Below are 21,732 nucleotides of genomic sequence, written 5' to 3' on the forward strand. Positions count from 1 at the left end.
GCCCCGTCCTTGTTACCGACCCTCAAATCGGCCCGAAATGCGCCTGCCTCGGCCGGAACGGGTCAAAAACGCCCGTTTTACAGCGACGTAGCGGACCGTGCCGCCTGCTCGTAAAGACCCGTCAGCACGCGCAGCAGGCGCGCCAGTTCGCCAATTTCGGCATTTTCCTCGCCGCTGGGCGAAATATTGCTGGTCAGGCACTGCTCGCGGATCTCGCGGTAGCGGGCGCAGGCCTTTTCGCCGGCTTCGGTGGTGGTGTAGGTGACTTCCTTGCCGTTGCGCGTGCCCTCCACCAGGTCCATCCCCTGCAGTTTCTTGAGGGAATACGTGACAAGGTGGGTGTCTTCCACGTTCAGCACGAAACAGATGTCGGCCAGGCGCTTGGCGCGGCCGCGGTGGTTGACGTGATGCACCACCAGCACATCGAGGAAGGTCAGGTCGCGCACGCCGGCGGCGGCCATGCAGCGCACGCACCAGCGGTTGTAGGCGTTGTAGGCGGTGTTGAGCGCGAACTCGAACTCCGACAACTCGGGGCTGCGCGCCGACACCAGGTGTGACGAAGACACGATCGGCCCGCCCTTGCCTGCGTCCTCATTGGCTGCGGATTGCGGCAGATCAGCTTTCGGGGTGGTCGGCGATTTGGACATTGCAACAGGCTGGGAAAGGACCGTAAACGCGGGCTATTGTAAGAGAATAGATCGTCATGTCTGCACTGTTGAAAGCGTAGTTGCCATGTCCTCACACCCTAGCTGGCGCGAAATCCTGATCGACGGCGCACTGGCCGCACACCACGGCGCCGACCTCCTCTTCGGCACAGCGGGCATCCGCGCGCTGGAAGCAGCTGCGTACCGAACCCTCGAACCATTCACCTTGATGGCCAGGGCGGGCGAAGCCGCCGCCGACTGGCTGCAGACGCGCGCGCCACACGGGCATGTCCTGCTCGTTGCCGGCCCAGGCAACAACGGTGGCGATGCGCTCGTTGCGGCGACGGTGCTGCATCTGGCAGGGCGCGCCGTCACGGTGTGGCTTGCCGCAGACCCGGCCAAGCTGCCTGATGACGCGCGCCGCGCCTGGACGGAGGCTTGTGCCGCGAATGTCCCCATTGAACCTCTGCACACGGCCGTTTCGGTGCCGGCGGCTGCCTCCGTCATCGTCGACGGCCTCTTTGGTATCGGACTCGCCCGGCCGCTGACGGGGTTGCATGCCGCACTGGTCGACACCATCAACGCCAGCGGCTTGCCGGTGTTTGCGCTGGACATTCCCTCGGGGCTGAACGGCGATACGGGCCAGCCGCCCGCCCCAGATTCGCCCGTCATTCAGGCACGCGCCACTATCACGTTTCTCGCCGTCAAACCGGGGGTGCTGACCGGCGATGGCCGCGACGCCACCGGCGACATCGCGCTGGCCGACTTGCAGGCTGCGCAAGCGGCTTATGACGGCGTGATTGAAGCGGACGCCTTTGTCAACACGCCGTCACGCTGGCTTGCGCACGTGCCGCGCCGGCGGCATAACGGCCACAAGGGCACATATGGCAGTGCGGCAATCGTGGGCGGTGCGGCAGGCATGGTCGGAGCGCCGCTGCTGTCGGCGCGCGGAGCGCTCTATCTGGGCGCGGGCAAGGTGCACGTGGTCTCGCTTGCCGCCGATGCACCGCGCGTCGACCCCGCGCAACCTGAATTGATGCTGCACAGCTGGAGCACCCTTGATCTGGGTGGCATGCAGGCGCTGGCCGTGGGGCCCGGCATGGGCACCGGCAAGGAGTCGGAAATCGCGCTCGAGCATCTGCTGGACCGCATGCTGGCAGCGCACACGCCCGCCGTGTTCGACGCCGATGCACTGAACCTCCTTGCGAAAACGCCGGCGCTGCTCGCACGGCTCACGCAGTTGGCCGGAAGCGGTGTGCCGTTGGTGCTGACGCCGCATCCGCTGGAAGCCGCGCGACTGCTGCATACCGATGCGCTCGCCGTGCAGCACGATCGGCTGTCCGCCGCCAAGGCGCTTGTCAATCGGACGGGCGCGGTGGTCGTGCTCAAAGGCTCGGGCACAGTCATCGCGGCGCCTGGCATCCCGCCGGCCATCAACCCAACCGGCAACGGCGGGCTCGCCACCGGCGGCACGGGCGATGTACTGACCGGCATGATCGGCGCACTGCTTGCGCAAGGCATGGGCGCGCGCGAAGCTGCACTTGCGGCTGTCTGGCTGCATGGTCGTGCGGCCGACGACCTTGTCCACGCGGGTATCGGCCCCATCGGGATGCACGCAAGCGAGCTTTGCGTGCCGGCACGACGTGCGCTGAACGCCCTGCTGGCGTCGGACGTTCGCCGATAGAAAGCCGTCATACAGCGCCGTTATACTGCGCATTCGCTTTCCCGCCCCAACCTCACGCCACATCACGCCGTATGCCTACAGCCCTACCCGCCTGGCAGTCCCTGACGCAACATGCAGAATCGATCCGCGCGACACATATGCGCGACTGGTTTGCCGCGCCGGACGCCGAAGAACGGGTACGTGCCTTCACGCTGGAGGCCGCTGGCCTGACGGTCGATTACTCAAAAAACCGCATCACCCCCGACACGCTTTCCCAACTGCTGCAACTTGCTGAGGAAGCCGGCGTGCTCACCCTGCGCGACGCCATGCTGCGTGGCGAACGCATCAACAACACCGAGCACCGCGCCGTTTTGCACGTGGCCCTGCGTGGCCGCGCTGAAGACGACTATCGTGCCGACGGCGAGCCCGTCATGCCCGAAGTGCTGCGCGTGCGCGCGCAGATGCGCGACTTTGCCAACCGTGTGCACAGCGGTGCATGGACAGGCCACTCCGGCCAGCGCATCACGGACGTGGTGAACATTGGCATCGGCGGATCGGACCTCGGCCCGCGCATGGTATGCCGCGCGCTCGACCACCTTGCCGTGCCGCAGGTGCGCGTGCATTTCGTCTCCAACGTCGACGGCACGGACCTGGCGGAAACGCTCGACCATCTGAACCCCGACACCACGCTCGCCATCGTCTGTTCCAAGACGTTCACCACGCTGGAAACGATGGCCAACGCGCACAGCATGCGCCGGTGGTTTGTCGACCACGGCGTCGCGGAAAGCCAGCTCAAGCACCACTTCGTCGCTGTCTCCACCAACCGCGAGGCCGTCGTGCAGTTCGGCATCGACCCGGACAACATGTTCACGTTCTGGGATTGGGTTGGCGGGCGGTTCTCGCTGTGGTCGGCCGTGGGCCTGTCGATCGTGCTGGCGATCGGGCCGCAGCAGTTTGAAGCGATGCTCGACGGCGCGCGTGCGATGGACCGCCACTTTGCGACGGCCGCGCCGCGCGAGAACCTCCCGCTCATTCTCGGGATGCTGTCGGTCTGGTATCGCGGCTTCTTCGATGCGGCGAGCGCATGCACCGTGCCCTACTGCGCGCCGCTGGAACTGCTGACCGACTTCATGCAACAGCTGGAGATGGAGAGCAACGGCAAATCGGTCCAGCGCAACGGCGCGGCCATCGATACCGACACCGGCCCCATCGTCTGGGGCACGGCCGGCACCAACGGGCAGCATGCGTATTTCCAGTTGATCCACCAGGGCTCGCAGATCGTGCCGGTGGATTTCATCACCACGCTCGAGCCGGTGCGCAACCTGCCTGGCCACCATGCCAAGCTGCTCGCCAACTGCTTCGCGCAGGGCGAGGCACTGCTGCTGGGGCGCACCGCCGAGGAGGTCCGCGCGGGCGGCGTCACCGACGAAGCGCTGGTGCCGCATATGGTGTTCGAAGGCAATCGCCCGAGCACGACCATCCTGATGGAGCGGCTGGACGCTGCCTCACTCGGCGCGCTCATCGCCTGCGCCGAGCACCGCACCTTCGTGCAGGGCGCGGTCTGGAACATCAACTCGTTCGATCAGTGGGGCGTGGAGCTTGGCAAGAAACTCGCCAAGCCAATCCAGGCGGAACTGGAAGGTGCGCCGGCCTCTGTGGCGCATGATGCGTCGACGGTGGCGTTGATTCGCCGCGCCAAAGCCGCGCTCTGACGCAAACGTTCAGAGTTCGGTGACAGCCTCGTCACCGACGAGATGCCCTGCTTCGATGGTAAGAATGCGGCCGCAACGTGCCGCAACGGAGCGGTCGTGCGTCACCAGCACCAGCGTGGAGCCGGCACTGCGGTTGAGTTCAAACATCAGTGCGATCACGGCTTCGCCGGTGGCGGTGTCGAGACTGCCGGTGGGTTCATCAGCAAAGAGAATGTCGGGCTCGGTCACGAACGCACGTGCCAGGGCTACGCGCTGCTGCTCGCCGCCCGACAGTGTCTTCGGATAGTGCGACAGCCGCGCACCCAGGCCGACGCGCTCCAGCAGGACCGTTGCGCGCCGACGCATTTCGGCGGCGCTCACATCGCCCTGCAACTCCAGCGGCAGCATCACGTTCTCAAGCGCCGTCAGGTGGGGCAACAGCTGGAACGATTGGAAGACAAAGCCCACGTGGCTGCCGCGCACGGCCGCACGGCCATCCTCGTCCAACCGGAACAGGTCGTTGCCGAGCAACTTGACGGACCCCGATGTCGGCAAATCCAGGCCTGCGAGCAACCCAAGCAGCGTCGATTTGCCCGAGCCGGAAGCGCCAACAATGGCCAGTGTCTCGCCCCTTTCCACACGGAAGGCAACATCGCTCAGAATAGGCAACTCACCGGTGGCATCGCGCACGGTCTTGTGCAGCGAATCGACTTCAATCACCCAGGTAGCGGAAGACGACATGATTGGACTGGTAGGTAGTAGAAGGCGCAGTGTGAAGTCACTAGCAGCGGCACTAGGCTTCGCCATGTTCAGCATGCTGCCGCTCGCACAGGCCGCTGCAGCAGAAGGCGCGCCGGCATCGCATCGTGTGGTGGTGCTGGGTGACAGCCTGTCGGCGGGATACGGCCTGGCGCAAGGCACAGGCTGGGTCGCGTTGCTCGACAGGCGCCTCAAAGAACGGAAGCCCGATTATAGCGTCGCCAATGCAAGCATCAGCGGCGACACCACGGCCGGCGGCCGCTCGCGCTTGCCCGCCGTGCTGGCCCGCGAAAAGCCCTCTGTCGTGATTCTCGAACTGGGCGGTAACGACGCGCTGCGCGGCCTGTCGCTCGCCTCCAGCGAGGGCAACATGAAGGCGATGATCGAAGCATCGCAAGCGGCTGGCGCGAAGGTGCTGCTGGTGGGCATGCGCATCCCGCCGAACTACGGCCCGGATTACAGCGAGCGCTTCTTCGCCATGTTCGGCAAGCTGGCGCAGCAGTACAAGCTGCCGCTGGTGCCGTTCCTGCTCGAAGGCGTTGCGCAACGGCCAGACTGGTTCCAGGAAGATCGCATCCACCCCATTGCCGCAGCGCAGCCGACGATGCTCGATAACGTGTGGCCCAAACTGGAACCTCTTCTCAAAGCGCGGGTCCGTAGATGACGGCTCCACCACGCCGATCTGCACCGTCAGACGCATCGACGTCCACAGTCGGGCGAGGTGGCCACATCTCATCGGGCTAAAACCATGAAGCTTCTGGCAAGCGGGTTGCGCGCAGCGCGCGATAACAAACGGTTCCTGGTCGGCATGTCGTTGCTCTTTGCCTTCCGCGCCTGCATTGCCGACTGGGCGGTCGTGCCCAGCGGCTCAATGAACCCCACTCTCATCGAGGGCGACTACATTCTGATGAACCGGTTGGCTTACGGTGTGCGCATTCCGGCCACCACCGTCTGGCTCAAACGCGGCAGCGAACCGCGACGTGGCGATGTCGTTGTCTTCTCCTCGCCCGAAGACGGCACGAAGCTGGTCAAGCGACTGATCGGTCTGCCTGGCGATGTGCTTGAAATGCGCGGCGAGGCGCTGTACATCAATCACCGGCGCATCACCTATACCCCGCTGCCCGACGTCGCGCCCGGCGCGTTGCCCCAAGCGACGGCAACGCTGCCGCACGAACTCTGGTCGGAAGCGCTACCGGGCCGGGAGCACACCGTGATGGTCTTGCCGGAGGTGCGTGCCCTGCGCAGTTTCGGTCCCATCACCGTCCCGCAAGACCACTACCTCATGCTGGGTGACAACCGCGACAACAGCCGCGACTCCCGCTACTTCGGCCTCGTACCGCGCAAGAATCTGATCGCCCGCGCTTCCCATGTGGCCCTATCGTTCGATCCAGACCACTTGTACATGCCGCGCCTCGCACGCATGGGCAAGCCGCTGGACTAGCGCAACGCCAAAAAGTACGCAAAGAAAAAGCCCCCTCGTTATTGAGGGGGCTTTTTCGTCAGGCTACGTGCTCTGCACGCCGTATCAGTCCTCTGCCGTATTGGCTGGCTTGCTGCTGTCGACCGCGCTGCTGTTGATCTTCACCTTCGAGCGCGCCTTCAGTGCTTCATAGTAGGCGTTGAACTCGGTCTGACCAGCGGCCTGAGCCAGTTGTTGTGCATCGGCAGCACGGCGCGTCTCGTCCACATTGGCCGGCGGCAGCACCTTGTTGATGCGATACAGCGCGTAGCCCTGGGGACCCAGGTCGACACCAATGGTGGTCGGCAGCTTGGTCGCATCCGCGCGCAGGATGGCTGTCAGTGCAGCCGGCGGCGTGCCCTGCGCCTGCTGGCGCGAGACCGTCTGTGCAGCACCGAAGCCATCGGCGCTGTTGCTCTGCTTCACGGCGGCAAGCTTCTCTTCGCCAGCCTTCTTGGCCAGCGCAGCCGCTTGCTCGGCGATCACCTTGGCCTTGACCTGTTCACGCACGTCGGCCAGCTTCTTCACCGTGGCCGGGCGGTACTCCGCCGCGCGCGCTGCAACCAGCGTGGTCGGGCCCACTTGGATGGCGGCCGTATTGCGGTGATTCTTGATCACGTCGTCAGCGAACAGCGCCTTGAGCACCTTGTCGTTGCCGATGGGGCTGCCGGACTGCGCCGGGCTCGGGGTGCGGGTTACGTTGTCGGTCGTCTGGATCTGCAGCTTGAGCTTGTCAGCCACCGGCTTCAGGCTGTCGGACTGATCTTCCACCGTGTTGGAGAACGCATCGGCCAGCTCCGAGTACTTCTTGTTCGCGAGTTGCGTACGCAGTTCGCGTTCAAGCTCAGGCTTCACGGCTTCCAAGGGCTGCACGCCGCCGCCCTTCACTTCTTCCAGCTTGATGATGTGGAAACCAAAATCGCTTTGGACCACGTCACTGATGTCGCCCGGCTGCTTGAGCGCAAACAGCGCGTTCTCGAACGGCGGCACAGTCGCGCCCTTGCCGAGGAAGCCCAGCTCGCCACCCTGCGCGGCCGAGCCTGGATCACCCGAGTACTTCTTGGCAAGCTCGGCAAAGCTCGCGGGATTCTTGCGCACCTCGGCCAAGACTTCTTCGGCCTTCTTCTTGGCGGCTTCCTTGTCAGCAGGCTTGGCGTTATCCGGCAGCTTGATCAGGATGTGAGCGGCGCGGCGTTCTTCCTGTGTCTTGAAGCGCGCAGCGTTCTGATCGTAGTACTCCTTGATCTGCTCGGGCGTGACCGGAATCTGCTTCATCATCTCTTCGCCCGAGAACACGACATACTCGGCCTTGACTTGCTCCGGCACGGAGAATTCCTGCTGGTGGGCGTCGTAGTAAGCCTGGATGGCCTTGTCGTCCGCATTGACCTTTGCAGCGTAGTCGGCCGGCTTGAACAGCAGCGTCTGAACTTCGCGTTGCTGATCGCGTACCTGGATGAGGCGCTCCACCAGCGACTTCGGCACAAACGCCGACGACACGATCGATTGCGGAATCTGTTGCTGCGAGAGCTCGAAGCGCAGATTGCCTTCCAACTGCTCGGGCGTCATGTTCTGCGCAGACAGCAGCCTTACGTAGGCTTCCTGATCGAAGGAGCCATCCGGCTTGCGCAGCGCCGCCACGGCCGGAATCTGCAGGATCGTGTCGCGAATCTTCTCGTTCGAGATGGTCAGGTTCGCACGCACGACTTCATTGGCCAGCACGCGTTGCTGGATGATGCCGTCGAGCACGTCGCGGCGCATCTGTGGACCTTCGAACTGGCGCGGATCATATTGCGCGCCAAGCATCTGGCGCAGGCGCTCGGTCTGCTCGCGCACGCGCGCGTCGACTTCGTTGGTTGAGATGACCTTGCCGTCGACCTTGGCGGCGTCATGCGAGCTGTCCATGAAGCTCGAATAGCTCTGCACGCCGAAGAACACGAACGACGGGAACACCAGAATCAGCAGCACCAGAAACATCAAGCGCCGATGCGTACGTACGAAATCAAGCATGCTGGACCGGAGGTGAATGGAAGATGGAAAATCCGGCGATTCTATCAGGTGCCGCCGACATTCCGGACAATCGCGGCACAGCGTCCCGGCATGACCTGCAAAGCATTCGCCGCTGAAAAGACAAAGGCCCGAACGAATCGGGCCTTTGTACAGAAATCTGGCGGAGCGGACGGGACTCGAACCCGCGACCCCCGGCGTGACAGGCCGGTATTCTAACCGACTGAACTACCGCTCCAGATTGGGTCGGACCACCCGACACGTGAGCGGCAATACGAACGATGGTGGGTGCTGAGAGGCTCGAACTCCCGACCCGCGCCTTGTAAGGGCGCTGCTCTACCAACTGAGCTAAGCACCCGTTCGTACTGCCGGCGTGAGCCGGACTGTCCGGCGCCCGCGTCGTCACCCACGAGCACCAAAGCCCGTTAGTTTAGCGCATCTTTCAGCGCTTTGCCAGGTTTGAATTTCGCAACCTTACCGCCTTCGATTGTGATGGCGGCCCCCGTGCGCGGGTTGCGTCCATTACGCGAAGATCGCTTGCCGACCAAGAATGTCCCGAAGCCGACCAGCGTGACCGACCCGCCCTCGCACAACGCATCCTTGATGCCGTCGATCAGTGCGTCGATGGCGCGACCCGCTGCGGCTTTTGACATGTCAGTTTGCGTCGCCACATGGTCGATGAGATCTGTTTTGTTCATCGTGCCACCTCCCCGAACACCCGCTAGTGTGGATTCATTAAAGTGGCCGTCAATCGACGTGTCAAGGCGAAGAACTGTGTGCCACATGTCGCAGCCAGCGCAAAGAAAAAGGGCCCGAACATGTCGGGCCCTTCTTCAACCTCGGCAGGCTACGGTGTCAGTGATGCACCATTTCCTGCGACTTGCCGTCATCGCCCTGGGCGGGCGCCGGCTTGGCTTCTTCCTCCGGAAGAGGCTCCGGCTTGCGCACCAGCGCGAGTTCCAGCACCTTGTCGATCCAGCGCACCGGCTGAATCTCGATGCTGTTCTTCACGTTGTCCGGAATGTCCGCCAAGTCCTTGACGTTCTCCTCCGGAATCAGCGCCAGCTTGATGCCGCCGCGGTGTGCAGCCAGTAGCTTTTCCTTCAAGCCGCCGATCGGCAGCACTTCGCCGCGCAGGGTGATTTCGCCGGTCATCGCCACGTCAGCGCGCACCGGAATACCGGTCAGCACCGACACCAGCGCCGTCGTCATCGCAATACCTGCCGACGGGCCGTCCTTGGGCGTCGCACCTTCGGGCACGTGGATGTGGATGTCGCGCTTCTCGAACATCTCATCCTTGATACCCAGCCGTGCCGAACGCGAACGCACCACCGACCGCGCAGCCTCAACCGACTCCTTCATCACGTCGCCCAACGAACCGGTGCGGGTGATGTTGCCCTTGCCCGGCATCAGCGCTGCCTCGATGGTCAGCAGATCGCCGCCCACTTCGGTCCATGCCAAACCAGTCACCTGGCCCACCTGGTCTTCCTTGCCGGCCAGACCGAAGTCGAAACGACGCACGCCAAGGAATTTGTCCAGGTTCTCCGAATCGACCTTCACGGACGTATTGGCTTCCTTCTTCAGCAGCAGTTGCTTGACGACCTTGCGGCAGATCTTCGAGACCTCGCGTTCCAGGGAACGCACACCAGCTTCCCGCGTGTAGTAGCGGATGATGTCGCGCAGCGCGGCTTCGGTCACCTCGATCTCGCCCTCTTTCAGACCATTGTTCTTGATCTGCTTGGGCAGCAAGTAGCGACGGGCGATGTTGACCTTTTCGTCTTCCGTGTAGCCCGACAGACGAATCACTTCCATCCGGTCCAGCAGCGGCGCCGGAATGTTCAGCGAGTTCGACGTCGCTACGAACATCACATCCGACAGGTCGAAGTCCACTTCGATGTAGTGGTCCTGGAACGTGTGGTTCTGTTCCGGGTCCAGCACTTCGAGCAGGGCCGACGAGGGATCGCCGCGGAAATCCGCACCCATCTTGTCGATCTCGTCCAGCAGGAACAACGGATTGCGCACGCCGACCTTCGTCAGGCTCTGCAGGATCTTGCCCGGCATCGACCCGATGTACGTACGGCGGTGACCGCGAATCTCGGCCTCGTCACGCACGCCGCCAAGCGCCATGCGCACGAACTTGCGGTTCGTTGCACGCGCCACCGACTGCCCGAGCGACGTCTTGCCAACCCCCGGCGGCCCCACGAGGCACAGGATCGGCGCCTTCAGTTTGTCGACGCGCTGTTGCACCGCGAGGTATTCAAGGATGCGTTCCTTGACCTTCTCCAAACCATAGTGGTCCTGATCCAGCACCTGCTCGGCGTTCGACAGATCGTTGTTGACCTTGCTCTTCTTGCGCCACGGCAGACCAACCAACGTGTCGATGTAGTTGCGCACGACCGTCGCCTCGGCCGACATCGGCGACATCAGCTTGAGCTTCTTGAACTCGGACTCGGCCTTCTTCTTGGCCTCCTTCGGCATGCGGGCGGCCTTGATCTTCTTGTCCAGCTCTTCGAGATCGGCGCCTTCCTCGCCTTCGCCCAGCTCCTTCTGGATGGCCTTGACCTGCTCGTTCAGGTAGTACTCGCGCTGGCTCTTCTCCATCTGGCGCTTGACGCGGCCACGGATGCGCTTTTCCACCTGCAGGATGTCGATCTCGCCTTCCAACTGCGAAAGCAGGCTCTCCAGACGTTCGGTTACATTGAACATCTCGAGAATCTTCTGCTTCTGCTCGAGCTTAATCGGCAGATGCGCAGCAATGGTGTCGGCCAGACGACCCGGCTCGTCGATGCCCGACAACGAAGTCAGGATTTCAGGCGGGATCTTCTTGTTCAGCTTCACGTACTGATCGAACTGCGACACGATGGCGCGACGCAGCGCCTCGGTCTCAGCCGATTCAGTGGGTTCCGGGCCGACGGGCACAGCTTCGCAGAAGAAGTGCGATTCGTCGTCGGTGACGGACAGGATATTGGCGCGCTGCGTGCCCTCGACCAGCACCTTCACGGTGCCGTCCGGCAGCTTCAGCATCTGCAGAATGTTGGCGATACAGCCGACCTCATACAGATCCTTATCGGTCGGCTCGTCCTTGGCGGCAGTCTTTTGCGCCACGAGCATGATGCTCTTGCCCGCCTCCATCGCGGCTTCCAGCGCCTTGATGGATTTGGGGCGCCCCACGAACAGCGGAATCACCATGTGCGGAAACACCACGACGTCACGCAGCGGCAACAGCGGCAGGCGAATCTGCTCAGCGGGTAAAAGTTGGGTTCCGGACATTATTTTCCCCAGAAAGTCATGTAAGGGCTAAATTGGGCACAGCGGCGGTTTTACAAGACCGCTGCCGCAAGTCGCATGCCGACCCGGTTTCCCGAAGCAAAAAAAGCCGCTCGCGAGCGAACGGCTTCCTGCAGGGGATGCATACGGCGCATCCCGGCCGGGCATTCGCGTCAGTTGGAACCTGCAACCTTGGGTTGCTCTTCGTAAATCAGCAAGGGCTTGCCTTCGTCGGAGATCGTACTTTCATCGATCACCACCTTTTGCACACCCTTGTGGTTGGGGAGGTCATACATCACATCCATCAAAGCGTGCTCAACGATGGAACGCAGACCGCGCGCTCCCGTCTTGCGCTTGATCGCCTTGCGGGCAATTGCCGTCAGCGCGCTCGGACGAATCTCCAGCTCCACCCCTTCCATTGCCAGCAGCTTCTGGTACTGCTTGACGATTGCGTTCTTGGGTTCGACCAGGATTTCCATCAAGGCAGCCTCGTCGAGCTTGGCCAGCGTCGCCACCACGGGCAGACGGCCGATCAACTCGGGAATCAGACCGAACTTGATGAGATCTTCCGGCTCCACTTGCGGCAGAACTTCGCTGACGTCGCGCTCTTCCTTGCTCTGCACCTCCGCGCCGAAGCCGATACCGGTCTTGTCGGAGCGCTGCATGATGATCTTTTCCAGACCATCGAACGCGCCGCCGCAGATGAACAAGATGTTGGTCGTATCAACTTGCAGGAAGTCCTGGTTTGGATGCTTGCGGCCACCTTGCGGCGGCACCGACGCCATCGTCCCTTCCACCAGCTTCAGCAGCGCCTGCTGCACGCCTTCGCCAGAAACGTCCCGGGTGATGGAAGGGTTGTCAGACTTGCGCGAAATCTTGTCGATCTCGTCGATGTAGACGATGCCGCGTTGGGCTTTGTCCACCTCGTAATTGCAGTTCTGCAGCAACTTCTGAATGATGTTTTCGACATCCTCGCCCACATAGCCTGCTTCGGTCAGCGTGGTAGCGTCGGCGATGACAAACGGCACGTTCAACAGACGCGCCAGCGTTTGAGCAAGCAGGGTCTTGCCCGAGCCAGTTGGCCCGATGAGCAGGATATTGCTCTTCGACAGCTCGACATCGTCCTTCTTGCCGAGGTGCTTCAAACGCTTGTAATGGTTGTAGACCGCGACCGCCAGGATCTTCTTGGCCTGCTCCTGACCGATCACATATTGGTCCAGGCTTTGGCGGATTTCATGCGGTGTGGGCAGATCGGACTTGACCGCCAGACCACCTTCCTTTTCGGAGATAGCGGCTTCGTCCCGGATGATCTCGTTGCACAGGTCGATACATTCATCGCAGATGAAGACCGAGGGGCCGGCAATCAGTTTTTTGACCTCATGCTGGCTCTTGCCGCAAAACGAGCAGTACAGCAGCTTTTCGCCAGTCGAGCCTTTCTTGTCCGCCATAACGATTACCAGTAGTTCTTGGCAGCATCATACGCCAAATTATCTGGCGACGATCCGCAGGTGTTGTTCGAAGCAAAAACGAGGCGCGAGGCCTCGTTTTTGACACCGCTTGACATGTTTCGTGCGGTTAACCGGGGTGCCGTAGAATGCACCGGCAACCTAGCCTACCGCGCACATCGGCGCACGACTTCGACACTTCAACGCTTGGCGATGACCTGGTCGATCAGGCCGTACTCCTTGGCCTGCTCGCTACTCATGAAGTTGTCGCGATCCGTATCGCGGGCGATCTTGTCGACGGGCTGACCCGTTACCTCCGAAAGCACCGTGTTCAGGCGCTCGCGCAGATACAGAATCTCGCGCGCCTGGATCTCGATATCCGAGGCCTGGCCCCGAGCACCGCCCAGCGGCTGGTGAATCATGATGCGCGAGTTCGGCAGCGCCAGACGCTTGCCCTTGGCACCGGCCGCGAGCAGGAACGCGCCCATGCTGGCCGCCATGCCCATGCACAGCGTCGACACGTCGGGCTTGATGAACTGCATCGTGTCGTACATCGCCAGGCCGGACGAAACCGAACCACCCGGGGAATTGATGTACAGCGAGATGTCCTTGTCCGGATTCTCGCTTTCCAAAAACAGCAACTGTGCCACCACGAGGTTGGCAGTCTGGTCGTTGACCTCGCCCACCATGAAGATCACCCGCTCCTTGAGCAGGCGCGAGTAGATATCGTAGGCGCGCTCGCCGCGGCCCGACTGCTCGACCACCATCGGCACCAGACCGAGCCCCTGCGTTTCTAACGCGGAAGCCTGGGTACGGGCAAGTTGGTCGATCAGTTCATTGCGGATCATGCGGTTCTCCGGTGCTTATTTCGGGAGCTATATCGATCGAATTAGCCTTGCGCCGGCGTGGCAGTCAGCTCTTCGAACGACACGGCCTTGTCAGTGACTTTGGCCTTGTCGCACACAAAATTTACCACGTTGTTTTCGAGCACGTAGGCTTCCATCTCGGCCAGGCGCTGTTGGTCGCCGTAGTACCAGCGGATGACTTCCTTCGGATCTTCGTAGCTCTTGGCGAACTCTTCGATCTCGGCCTTGATCTGCTCCGGCTTGGCTTCCAGGCCGTTGGCCTTCACGACTTCGGCCAGCACCAGGCCCAGCTTCACGCGGCGCTCAGCTTGCTGCGTGAACATCTCGGCCGGGATCGGCATGTTCTTGGCGTTCGGCATGCCGCGCGATTCGAGGTCACGGCGAGCCATTTCAACCAGGCGCTCTTGGTCTTGCTCGACCAGCGACTTCGGCACATCCAGCTCTGCCACCTTCAGCAGCGCTTCCATGACCTGGTCCTTGAGCAGCGCGTGCGTGCGGCGCTTGACTTCACGCTCGAGGTTCTCGCGGATATCGGCGCGCATCTTGTCCAGGTTGCCGTCGGCGATGCCCAGCGATTGGGCAAACGCTTCGTTGACTTCCGGCAGGTGCGCCCACTCGACTTGCTTGAGCGTGACGGTGAATTCAGCCGTCTTACCCGCGACATCCTTGCCGTGGTAGTCCTCGGGGAATGCCAGCGGGAATTTCTTCGACTCGCCTTGCTTCAGGCCCAGCGTGGCTTGCTCGAACTCGGGCAACATGCGGCCTTCGCCCAGCACGAAGCTGAAACCTTCAGCCTTGCCACCGGCAAATTCCACACCGTCAATCGTGCCGACGAAATCGACCGTCACGCGGTCGCCGTCCTGGGCAACGGCTGCACCGCCGTCACCATGCTCGCCGGCTTCGCCGCGCGGGTGGTAGTGCACGCGTTGCTTGCGCAGGATGTCGAGGGTCTTGTCGATCTCGGCATCGGTGATTTCGGTCTTGGTGCGGGTCAGTTCCGCGCTGGCCAGATCGCCGAGCTTGACTTCCGGATACACCTCGAAGGTGGCGTCGAACGCGACCTGGTCATCGGCCACGCCTTCGGTCTTCAGCTCGAAGCGCGGTTGGCCGGCAACCTTCACGCCTTGTTCGTTGGTGATGTCAAAGAACTGACGGGCGGCCTTGTCGTAGCGCACCTCGAATTCGACCTGTTGGCCGTATTGCTTCTCGACCATCTTCATCGGGACCTTGCCCGGGCGGAAGCCGGACATCTTGACGGTCTTGGACAGACGCGCCAGACGGCTTTGCTTCTCTTGCTCCACTTCGGCCTTCGGGACAGCCAGGGTCACTTTGCGATCAAGCTTGCCGAGGTTTTCGATAGTCGACATGGTCGTAATTCCAGATTCAGAAGATGGTTGCGTCGAACGGCGCAGCGCCAGCAGCAGCCGTGGTTCAAAGTTCTTGGTCTTGCCGGGCTTGCAGGAATGCGGCGCGAAGGCTGCACTGATTGCACAATGCACGGCACAACGGACGCGTTCAGGCTGGCAAACGCAAAACGCATATTATGGCATGGAACGTTCGCCGGCCCTGTTTTTTTGGGTCGGAACGCTTGGAAAACCCTTCAAACGGCGCGTTAATCCAGAGGTTCCGCAGCTTCGCTTTCCGCGGGTGCGGCGCCCTGCTCCTGCGTGCGTCGATGCTGCAATGCGCGCAGGATGAAGCGGCCGGGATCAAGCGCTGCAGCCAGGTCCGATTCAAGCGGCAGCGGACCACCGTCGATCTGGGCCGCCAGCAACTCCGCACCCAGTACCGACCAGGTGAGGCCCCGCGAGCCATACGCAAGTGCGGCATACAGCCCGGCGAGGCGAGGCAGCTGCGCATGCGGACCGCGCAAACGAAAGCCCGGCGCAAAGGCCGCCGCCTCATCCACCAGCGGGCCGATCAACGGCAGCCGATTGGCTGACACGCACCGCACACCGACGTAGCCCTGCAGTTGCGCAGGGTCCAGCTTCGCCAGTGCGCCCGATTGCTGAGGCTGCAACCCAGACAGTCGCCGGAGATTGCCGGCGTGATCGGCCACGCGCTCGGTCAGATCGGCTTCACCGGGCTGGAACGACGAGCCCGTGCGCACCGTTTTCGCGCCCGGCTCGGTGGGCAGCAAGTAGCCATCGCCGCAGACGACGGCCTTCGGCCACGCGGCGCCCGCTTCCAAACTGGTGATGGGCACGTCGGTGAGTTGACCGCGAACGGGCTTGAGCGACGCGGATGTCAGCGCAGCCAGGCGCGTAGCGCCAAGACCGTTGGCGAGGATGACGACCGGCGCGCTCGCGATCACATCGCCCTGCGCATCGAGGACCTGCCATTGATCCCCGTCTTGGCTCAGCGATTCGACGTGCGTACCCCAACGTGTGTCGATTGCAGCGCCTGCAGCGGCCAGATTGGCACGGCAAACATCAGGCGGCGCAACCCAGCCCGCTTGCGCAAACCACCAGCCGCCCTGCGGCACGCTGGCACCGACGCGCTGGGCGGCGGCGTCCACATTGAGCCAATCGATGTAGTCAACCGGGTAGCCGAGCGCCCGCACGATGCGTTGCTGTTCAGTGGCGTCGCCCACGTTTTCGGCGAGTTGGAGCACGCCGGTGGGCTGGAAACCTGTGGCGAAGCCGGCGCGATCGAGAGCATCCCAATGGCGGCGTGCGAGCAGGTTGCCGGCGCGCGATAGGCGCGAGAGCACGCTGTCGTCGATGGATACATGCGGATGCATGGCCGCAGCACGGTGCGCCGACGTGCCGTGTGCGGGGCCATCGTTTGCGTCGATGAGCGTGATGCGCCAGCCGCGCGACGCGAGCCGTTCCGCAACGGAGCAGCCCGCGAGCCCGGCGCCGAGCACGATGGCGTGACGCTGGCTCCAGACAGGCGCTTCAGCCGGCCCACGCCGTGTGCGCCAATGGGTCGGAAATTGCGCGACGGTCATGTCGCGCTTGGTTCCGAAACCGGGCGCCTTGTGCGCCTCGAAGCCGGCCTCCTGCAAGCCGCGCCGCACGAATCCTGCGGCGGTGTACGTGGCCAATGTCGCGCCGGCGCGAGCGACCCGCGCGAGCTGCCTGAACACGCGCGGCTGCCACAGATCGGGGTTCTTGGCGGGAGAAAAACCGTCGAGATAGAACGCGTCGGCAGCGCACGACAGTCGCGGCAGCATCTCCATCGCATCACCGAAAAACAGCGTCAGCGTAACGCGGCCGCCGTCGAACGCCAGTCGATGCACGCCGGGCACCGGCAACGGCCATGATTGACGGAGCGTCTCGGCCAGCGGAGCCAGCGCACCGATTGTCGGATGCACGATCGACAAGCCTGCGCGATCGAACGGATGCTTCTCGATCGAGACGAAATCGAGCCGTGCACAACGCTGTGGATCGTCGCGCCATGCAGCCCAGGTGGCCAGGAAATTCAAGCCCTGGCCGAAGCCGGTTTCGACAATGGTGAAGGTGCGTTTGCCTTGCCACGCGCCCGGCAAGCGGTTACCGCCCAGGAAAACGTGAATCGCCTGGGCCAGACCGCCTTCGGAGCTGTGATAGACGTCGTCGTATTGCGCGGAGAACGGCGTGCCGTCCGACGTGAGCTGAGGCGTGGCGAGAACGAGGCCGCGTGGCATGGAACACCCTGGGAAGAAGCGGCGAATTGTAACGCCGCCCTTCCCCTGCGCTTTGATCTGAAGCAGTCCGCCTGCCGTCTTCAGGCTGGATGCCGGACCGACCCGACTGTCCATGCGCACGGTCATCGAATGCTCGGTAATCGTGGCCGGATAACCGCGCGGCTCGTCCAATCCATCCCGTCTTTACGGCGTCGCGGTACACGCGTGAGGGTGTCGGTCAACACCACTGCCGCATCTTATGAATGGGAATTCAGAATGGAGCGCCAAGAATGGGCGGGGCGCAGCCAGACGGCCTCAAGCCACATCATCTGCAGACCGGCGCCGCCAAGCCATGAGTGCAACCGCCAGCGCCGCCACTGACAGGCCGATTGCCAGCCCAGTCAGCCGCCCCGCGCGACGGGCCTCATCAGCTTGCTGGCGCGCCTCGATGGCCTGGCGCACGGTTTCCCAGAAGGCCTCGCGGTGCTCGTTTTCGTCGAAGATGGACATGGCATGCCTCCCCGTTATGCATGACTTGTCTTGCCATCGTAGGGAACGTGCGCCAGATGTGCCACCGCGCGTTGCGCGTAGGACACGGGGTTCCATACGCTGAAGAAGGCTCGTGCTGTCATTACGACGCACGGGCGATACAGAGGCGGTCGCCAGCCGCTTTCTGGAATACCTCGAAGCCGCTGCGCAGGAGAACGTGAAACCTTGACGGCTTAACTCACAGCGCTTTACTGAGGAAGATCCGGCTCGTACCGGGCGGATCGCAGGGTACCTCTCCGAACCGCACCCAGCCGTTGCGTTCGTAAAACCATGGCGCCTGAAAGCTGATCGTATAGACCACCGCCGAGCGACAACCGCGTCGGCGCCCTTCTTCTTCAAACCTGCGCAACACCTCGGTGCCAATACCCATGCCGCGTAACGTCTTGGGCAGATGGAACAGATCAAGAAACAGCAGCCCCAGCGATGTTCGTCCGCTTGCGCCGCCAACCACGTCGCCGCTCTGCGGATCGCGGGCCAGCACCGCAAGCGGTTGCCGGTCGCGGTAGCCGACGTGCTGATCGTTAAAGTGATTCAGTCCGTTGCCGATGATCTGGACCGATTCGTCATCCGCTTCGTCGGTGACGATGATTTCTGGGGCTTCCATGCAGGCCCTACTGTGTTCGGGCCGGCAGGATGGCGGGAGCGGACTGCGGGGGCGGCCGCATGTGCGGCATCATGTTCGTATTCAGGTGGTACATCACCCAGAGCGAACCGCTGAGCGTGATGACCACCAGCACCAGTGTGAACATCAACGACAGCATGTTCCAGCCGCCTTCGGATTTGGCGTTCATGTGCAGGAAGTAAATCATGTGCACTACGATCTGCACCGCGCCGATGAGCAGGATCGTCACCGCCGTGGTCGATGATCTGTCGAAGACGTTCGCCATCACCAGCCAGAACGGAATCGCCGTCAGGAAGACGGACAGCACGAAACCCGTCAGGTAACCGCCCAGCGTGGCGTGCGGTCCGATCTCTTCTTCGTGGTGATGCCCATCGTGGGCATCGCCGTGGCCGGCCATCGTTTGATCTTGCGCGCTCATGGCAGCGTTCCCATCAGGTAGACGAAGGTAAAGACGCCGATCCAGACAACGTCCAGAAAGTGCCAGAACATCGACAGGCACATCAGGCGACGCTTGTTGGCCGTAATCAAACCGTGCTTCGACACCTGCACCATCAGCACGATCAGCCAGATCAGGCCAAACGTCACGTGCAGCCCGTGCGTGCCGACCAGTGAGAAGAACGAAGTCAGGAATGCACTCCGTGTGGGCCCGGCACCCTCGTGGATCAGATGCGCGAATTCATAGAGTTCCACCGCCAGGAATGCGGCACCGAAGACCCACGTGATGGCCAGCCAGATCTGCATGGCCGAGACCTTGTTCTGCTGCAACTGCAGCATCGCAAAGCCGTATGTGATGGACGACAGCAGCAGGAACGATGTGTTCAACGCCACCAGCGGCAGCTCGAAGAGTTCCGCCCCCGTGGGGCCGCCTGCGTATTCGCGGCCCAGCACGCCATAGGCGGCAAACAGGCACGCGAAGATCAGGCAATCGCTCATCAGGTACAGCCAGAACCCGAGCAGCGTGCCGTTTGGCACGTGCGGTTCTTCGGTGACGTGGAACTGGTAGCCGCCCGGCGGTACGTCATCCGCCGAGGTAGTACCCGTGGGGCCGGTCACATGCAGGGATGCGGTCGTTTCAGCCATGGCCTGCCATCAGTTGCGTGCGCGATGCTTCGGTGCGGATCACCTCTTCCGCCGGAATGTAGTAGTCGCGCTTGTAGTTGAAGGTATGAATGATCGCCGAGAGGATCGTGGCCGCGAACGACACGATGGCCAGCCACCAGATATGCCAGATCAGCGCAAAGCCGCACAGCGTCGAGAGCCCCGCCAGCACGATGCCGGCAGCGGTGCCCTTGGGCATGTGAATCGGCTTGAAGCCTTCCTGCGGCCGCCGGTAGCCGTACTGCTTCATCTGCCACCAGGCGTCGGCGTCATGTACGAGCGGCGTCATTGCGAAGTTGTACTGCGGCGGCGGCGACGAAGTGGACCATTCCAACGTGCGGCCGTTCCACGGGTCGCCGGTCGTGTCGCGCAGTTCTTCCCGACGGAGGAAGCTGACCACCAGCTGGATCAGGAAGCAGGCAATGCCGATGGCGATCAGCAAGGCGCCCAATGCGGCAATCTGGAACCAGATCTGCAAGGACGGATCGTCGAAATGGTTCATGCGGCGTGTGACCCCAAGCATGCCCAGCCAGTACAACGGCATGAACGCGATGTAGAAGCCGACAAACCAGAACCAGAACGACGCCTTGCCCCACGACGACACGAGGCGGTAGCCAAACGCCTTGGGGAACCAGTACGTAATGCCGGCCATGAGGCCAAACAACACGCCGCCGATGATCACGTTATGAAAATGCGCGATCAGGAACAGGCTGTTGTGCAGCGAGAAATCCGCCGGCGGCACCGCCAACAACACGCCTGTCATGCCGCCAATGACAAAAGTCACCATGAACCCGATCGTCCACAGCATGGGCGGCTCGAAGCGGATCTTGCCGTGGTACATCGTGAACAGCCAATTGAAGATCTTGGCGCCTGTCGGGATCGAGATGATCATCGTCGTGATCCCGAAGAACGAGTTGACGCTGGCGCCGGAGCCCATGGTGAAGAAGTGGTGGAGCCAGACGAGGTACGACAGCACGGTAATCACGACCGTGGCGTACACCATCGATGCGTAGCCGAACAGGCGCTTGCGTGAATACGTGGCCACCACTTCCGAGAAGATGCCGAACGCGGGCAGCACCAGGATGTAGACCTCGGGGTGGCCCCAGATCCAGATCAGGTTCACATACATCATCGCGCTACCGCCCTGCTCGACCGTAAAGAAATGGGTGCCAAGGTAACGGTCCAGGGCAAGCAGCGTCACTGCGGCCGTCAACACCGGAAAGGCGGCAACGATCAGCGTGTTCGTGCACAACGCTGTCCAGGTGAAGATCGGCATGCGCATCAACGTCATGCCGGGCGCGCGCATCTTGACGATGGTGACCAGCAGGTTGATGCCCGATAGCACGGTCCCGACACCCGCTATCTGTAGCGCCCAAATGTAGTAATCGACACCCACATCGGGGCTGGCAAGAATGCCTGACAGCGGCGGATAGGCCAGCCAACCGGTGCGTGCGAATTCGCCCACGAACAGAGACATCATCACCAGGACGGCGCCGCCGGTGGTCATCCAGAAGCTGAAGTTGTTGAGGAAGGGGAACGCCACGTCGCGGGCGCCAATCTGCAGCGGCATGACAAAGTTCATGAGCCCCGTCACCAGCGGCATGGCGACGAAGAAGATCATGATCACGCCGTGCGCGGTGAAGATCTGGTCGTAGTGGTGCGGCGGCAGGTAGCCCAGGTTGTCGCCAAAGGCCACCGCCTGCTGTATCCGCATCATGACGGCATCGGCAAAGCCGCGCAGCAACATCACGATGCCCAGCACGACGTACATGATGCCGATCTTCTTGTGGTCGATGCTGGTGAACCATTCACGCCAGAGGTAGCCCCAGAGGCGGAAGTACGTCAGCGCACCGACCAGCACGAGGCCGACCAGCGCGACGACCGCAAAGGTGGCGAGCAGGATCGGCTCGTGATAAGGAATGGCCTCCCACGTCAGGCGGCCAAAAATCATGTTGGCGAGTTCAGAACGCTCGGGCATGGATGTCACCTGTGCCTGTATTGACCAATTCTGGCCGATCAATGTTGGCGAACAACATCAACGGGGCGGAAAGAGCT

18 protein-coding genes and 2 tRNA genes are annotated in these 21,732 nt (G+C 62.4%); 4 read left to right on the forward strand and 16 right to left on the reverse strand.

The genetic code is table 11. From position 1 onward, the window contains the following. Positions 1–77: 77 nt before the first annotated feature. Positions 78–647 (reverse strand): winged helix DNA-binding protein, encoded by a 570-nt coding sequence (locus ACUXH0_RS08545; protein WP_004626997.1) that lies wholly within the window; start codon positions 645–647, stop codon positions 78–80. An 85-nt stretch (positions 648–732) separates the two neighbouring features. Between ACUXH0_RS08545 and ACUXH0_RS08550 the strand changes: the two genes are divergently transcribed. Together ACUXH0_RS08550 and pgi are read left to right on the forward strand one after the other, a co-directional pair. Continuing rightward, complete coding sequence (locus ACUXH0_RS08550) at positions 733–2,328, forward strand: NAD(P)H-hydrate dehydratase (RefSeq protein ID WP_182593895.1); 1,596 nt, start codon at positions 733–735, stop codon at positions 2,326–2,328. A 71-nt stretch (positions 2,329–2,399) separates the two neighbouring features. After that, positions 2,400–4,019, forward strand: a complete 1,620-nt coding sequence (gene pgi / locus ACUXH0_RS08555; protein ID WP_182593896.1) for a glucose-6-phosphate isomerase — start codon at positions 2,400–2,402, stop codon at positions 4,017–4,019. Between the two features lie 9 nt (positions 4,020–4,028). Here the strand turns inward: pgi and ACUXH0_RS08560 are convergent, their stop codons facing one another. After that, entirely contained in the window at positions 4,029–4,739 is a 711-nt protein-coding gene (locus ACUXH0_RS08560; protein WP_182593897.1) for an ABC transporter ATP-binding protein, read from the reverse strand. 64 nt (positions 4,740–4,803) lie between these two features. Between ACUXH0_RS08560 and ACUXH0_RS08565 the strand changes: the two genes are divergently transcribed. Then, positions 4,804–5,421 carry an arylesterase gene (locus tag ACUXH0_RS08565; protein ID WP_182593898.1) on the forward strand — a complete coding sequence of 206 codons (618 nt, stop codon included), beginning with the start codon at positions 4,804–4,806 and terminating at the stop codon, positions 5,419–5,421. Between the two features lie 84 nt (positions 5,422–5,505). Further along, the gene (gene lepB / locus ACUXH0_RS08570) at positions 5,506–6,198 is read left to right on the forward strand and encodes a signal peptidase I (RefSeq protein ID WP_182593899.1); all 693 of its coding nucleotides are present in this window, start codon (positions 5,506–5,508) and stop codon (positions 6,196–6,198) included. Positions 6,199–6,282: 84 nt separating this feature from the next. Here lepB and ACUXH0_RS08575 read toward each other — a convergent pair whose 3' ends face one another. The 14 genes from ACUXH0_RS08575 to cyoB all read right to left on the reverse strand — a co-directional run bounded on the left by ACUXH0_RS08575 (position 6,283) and on the right by cyoB (position 21,655). Then, entirely contained in the window at positions 6,283–8,223 is a 1,941-nt protein-coding gene (locus tag ACUXH0_RS08575; RefSeq protein WP_012435850.1) for a SurA N-terminal domain-containing protein, read from the reverse strand. Between the two features lie 158 nt (positions 8,224–8,381). Beyond that, positions 8,382–8,458: transfer RNA gene (locus ACUXH0_RS08580), tRNA-Asp, on the reverse strand. A 44-nt stretch (positions 8,459–8,502) separates the two neighbouring features. Continuing rightward, positions 8,503–8,578 (reverse strand) — tRNA-Val (locus tag ACUXH0_RS08585). A gap of 67 nt (positions 8,579–8,645) precedes the next feature. Beyond that, positions 8,646–9,005, reverse strand: coding sequence for an HU family DNA-binding protein (locus tag ACUXH0_RS08590; protein ID WP_404944688.1), 360 nt, complete (start codon positions 9,003–9,005; stop codon positions 8,646–8,648). Between the two features lie 70 nt (positions 9,006–9,075). After that, positions 9,076–11,490, reverse strand: coding sequence for an endopeptidase La (lon, locus tag ACUXH0_RS08595; protein WP_004627012.1), 2,415 nt, complete (start codon positions 11,488–11,490; stop codon positions 9,076–9,078). Between the two features lie 170 nt (positions 11,491–11,660). Beyond that, positions 11,661–12,935 (reverse strand): ATP-dependent Clp protease ATP-binding subunit ClpX, encoded by a 1,275-nt coding sequence (gene clpX, locus ACUXH0_RS08600; RefSeq protein ID WP_009238059.1) that lies wholly within the window; start codon positions 12,933–12,935, stop codon positions 11,661–11,663. Positions 12,936–13,132: 197 nt separating this feature from the next. Further along, on the reverse strand, positions 13,133–13,780 hold the full coding sequence (gene clpP / locus ACUXH0_RS08605; protein WP_004627017.1) for an ATP-dependent Clp endopeptidase proteolytic subunit ClpP: 648 nt from the start codon (positions 13,778–13,780) through the stop codon (positions 13,133–13,135). A gap of 41 nt (positions 13,781–13,821) precedes the next feature. Further along, positions 13,822–15,165, reverse strand: coding sequence for a trigger factor (gene tig / locus ACUXH0_RS08610; protein ID WP_012435852.1), 1,344 nt, complete (start codon positions 15,163–15,165; stop codon positions 13,822–13,824). Between the two features lie 245 nt (positions 15,166–15,410). Beyond that, a complete protein-coding gene (mnmC, locus tag ACUXH0_RS08615) occupies positions 15,411–17,429 on the reverse strand; it encodes a bifunctional tRNA (5-methylaminomethyl-2-thiouridine)(34)-methyltransferase MnmC2/FAD-dependent 5-carboxymethylaminomethyl-2-thiouridine(34) oxidoreductase MnmC1 (RefSeq protein ID WP_182593986.1) in 2,019 nt (672 codons plus the stop codon). Between the two features lie 294 nt (positions 17,430–17,723). After that, positions 17,724–17,918, reverse strand: coding sequence for a hypothetical protein (locus ACUXH0_RS08620; protein WP_012435854.1), 195 nt, complete (start codon positions 17,916–17,918; stop codon positions 17,724–17,726). Between the two features lie 217 nt (positions 17,919–18,135). Then, positions 18,136–18,561: a GNAT family N-acetyltransferase gene (locus ACUXH0_RS08625; protein WP_182593900.1), complete on the reverse strand. Its 426-nt coding sequence runs from the start codon at positions 18,559–18,561 to the stop codon at positions 18,136–18,138. Positions 18,562–18,568: 7 nt separating this feature from the next. Further along, the gene (cyoD, locus tag ACUXH0_RS08630) at positions 18,569–18,997 is read right to left on the reverse strand and encodes a cytochrome o ubiquinol oxidase subunit IV (RefSeq protein ID WP_012435856.1); all 429 of its coding nucleotides are present in this window, start codon (positions 18,995–18,997) and stop codon (positions 18,569–18,571) included. Continuing rightward, positions 18,994–19,659, reverse strand: a complete 666-nt coding sequence (gene cyoC / locus ACUXH0_RS08635) for a cytochrome o ubiquinol oxidase subunit III (RefSeq protein ID WP_182593901.1) — start codon at positions 19,657–19,659, stop codon at positions 18,994–18,996. The genes cyoD and cyoC overlap by 4 nt, the downstream gene beginning before the upstream one ends. Next, positions 19,652–21,655, reverse strand: coding sequence for a cytochrome o ubiquinol oxidase subunit I (gene cyoB / locus ACUXH0_RS08640; RefSeq protein ID WP_182593902.1), 2,004 nt, complete (start codon positions 21,653–21,655; stop codon positions 19,652–19,654). The genes cyoC and cyoB overlap by 8 nt, the downstream gene beginning before the upstream one ends. Between the last annotated feature and the right edge of the window lie 77 nt (positions 21,656–21,732).

This window comes from Ralstonia sp. 110700041-2, assembly GCF_056280165.1.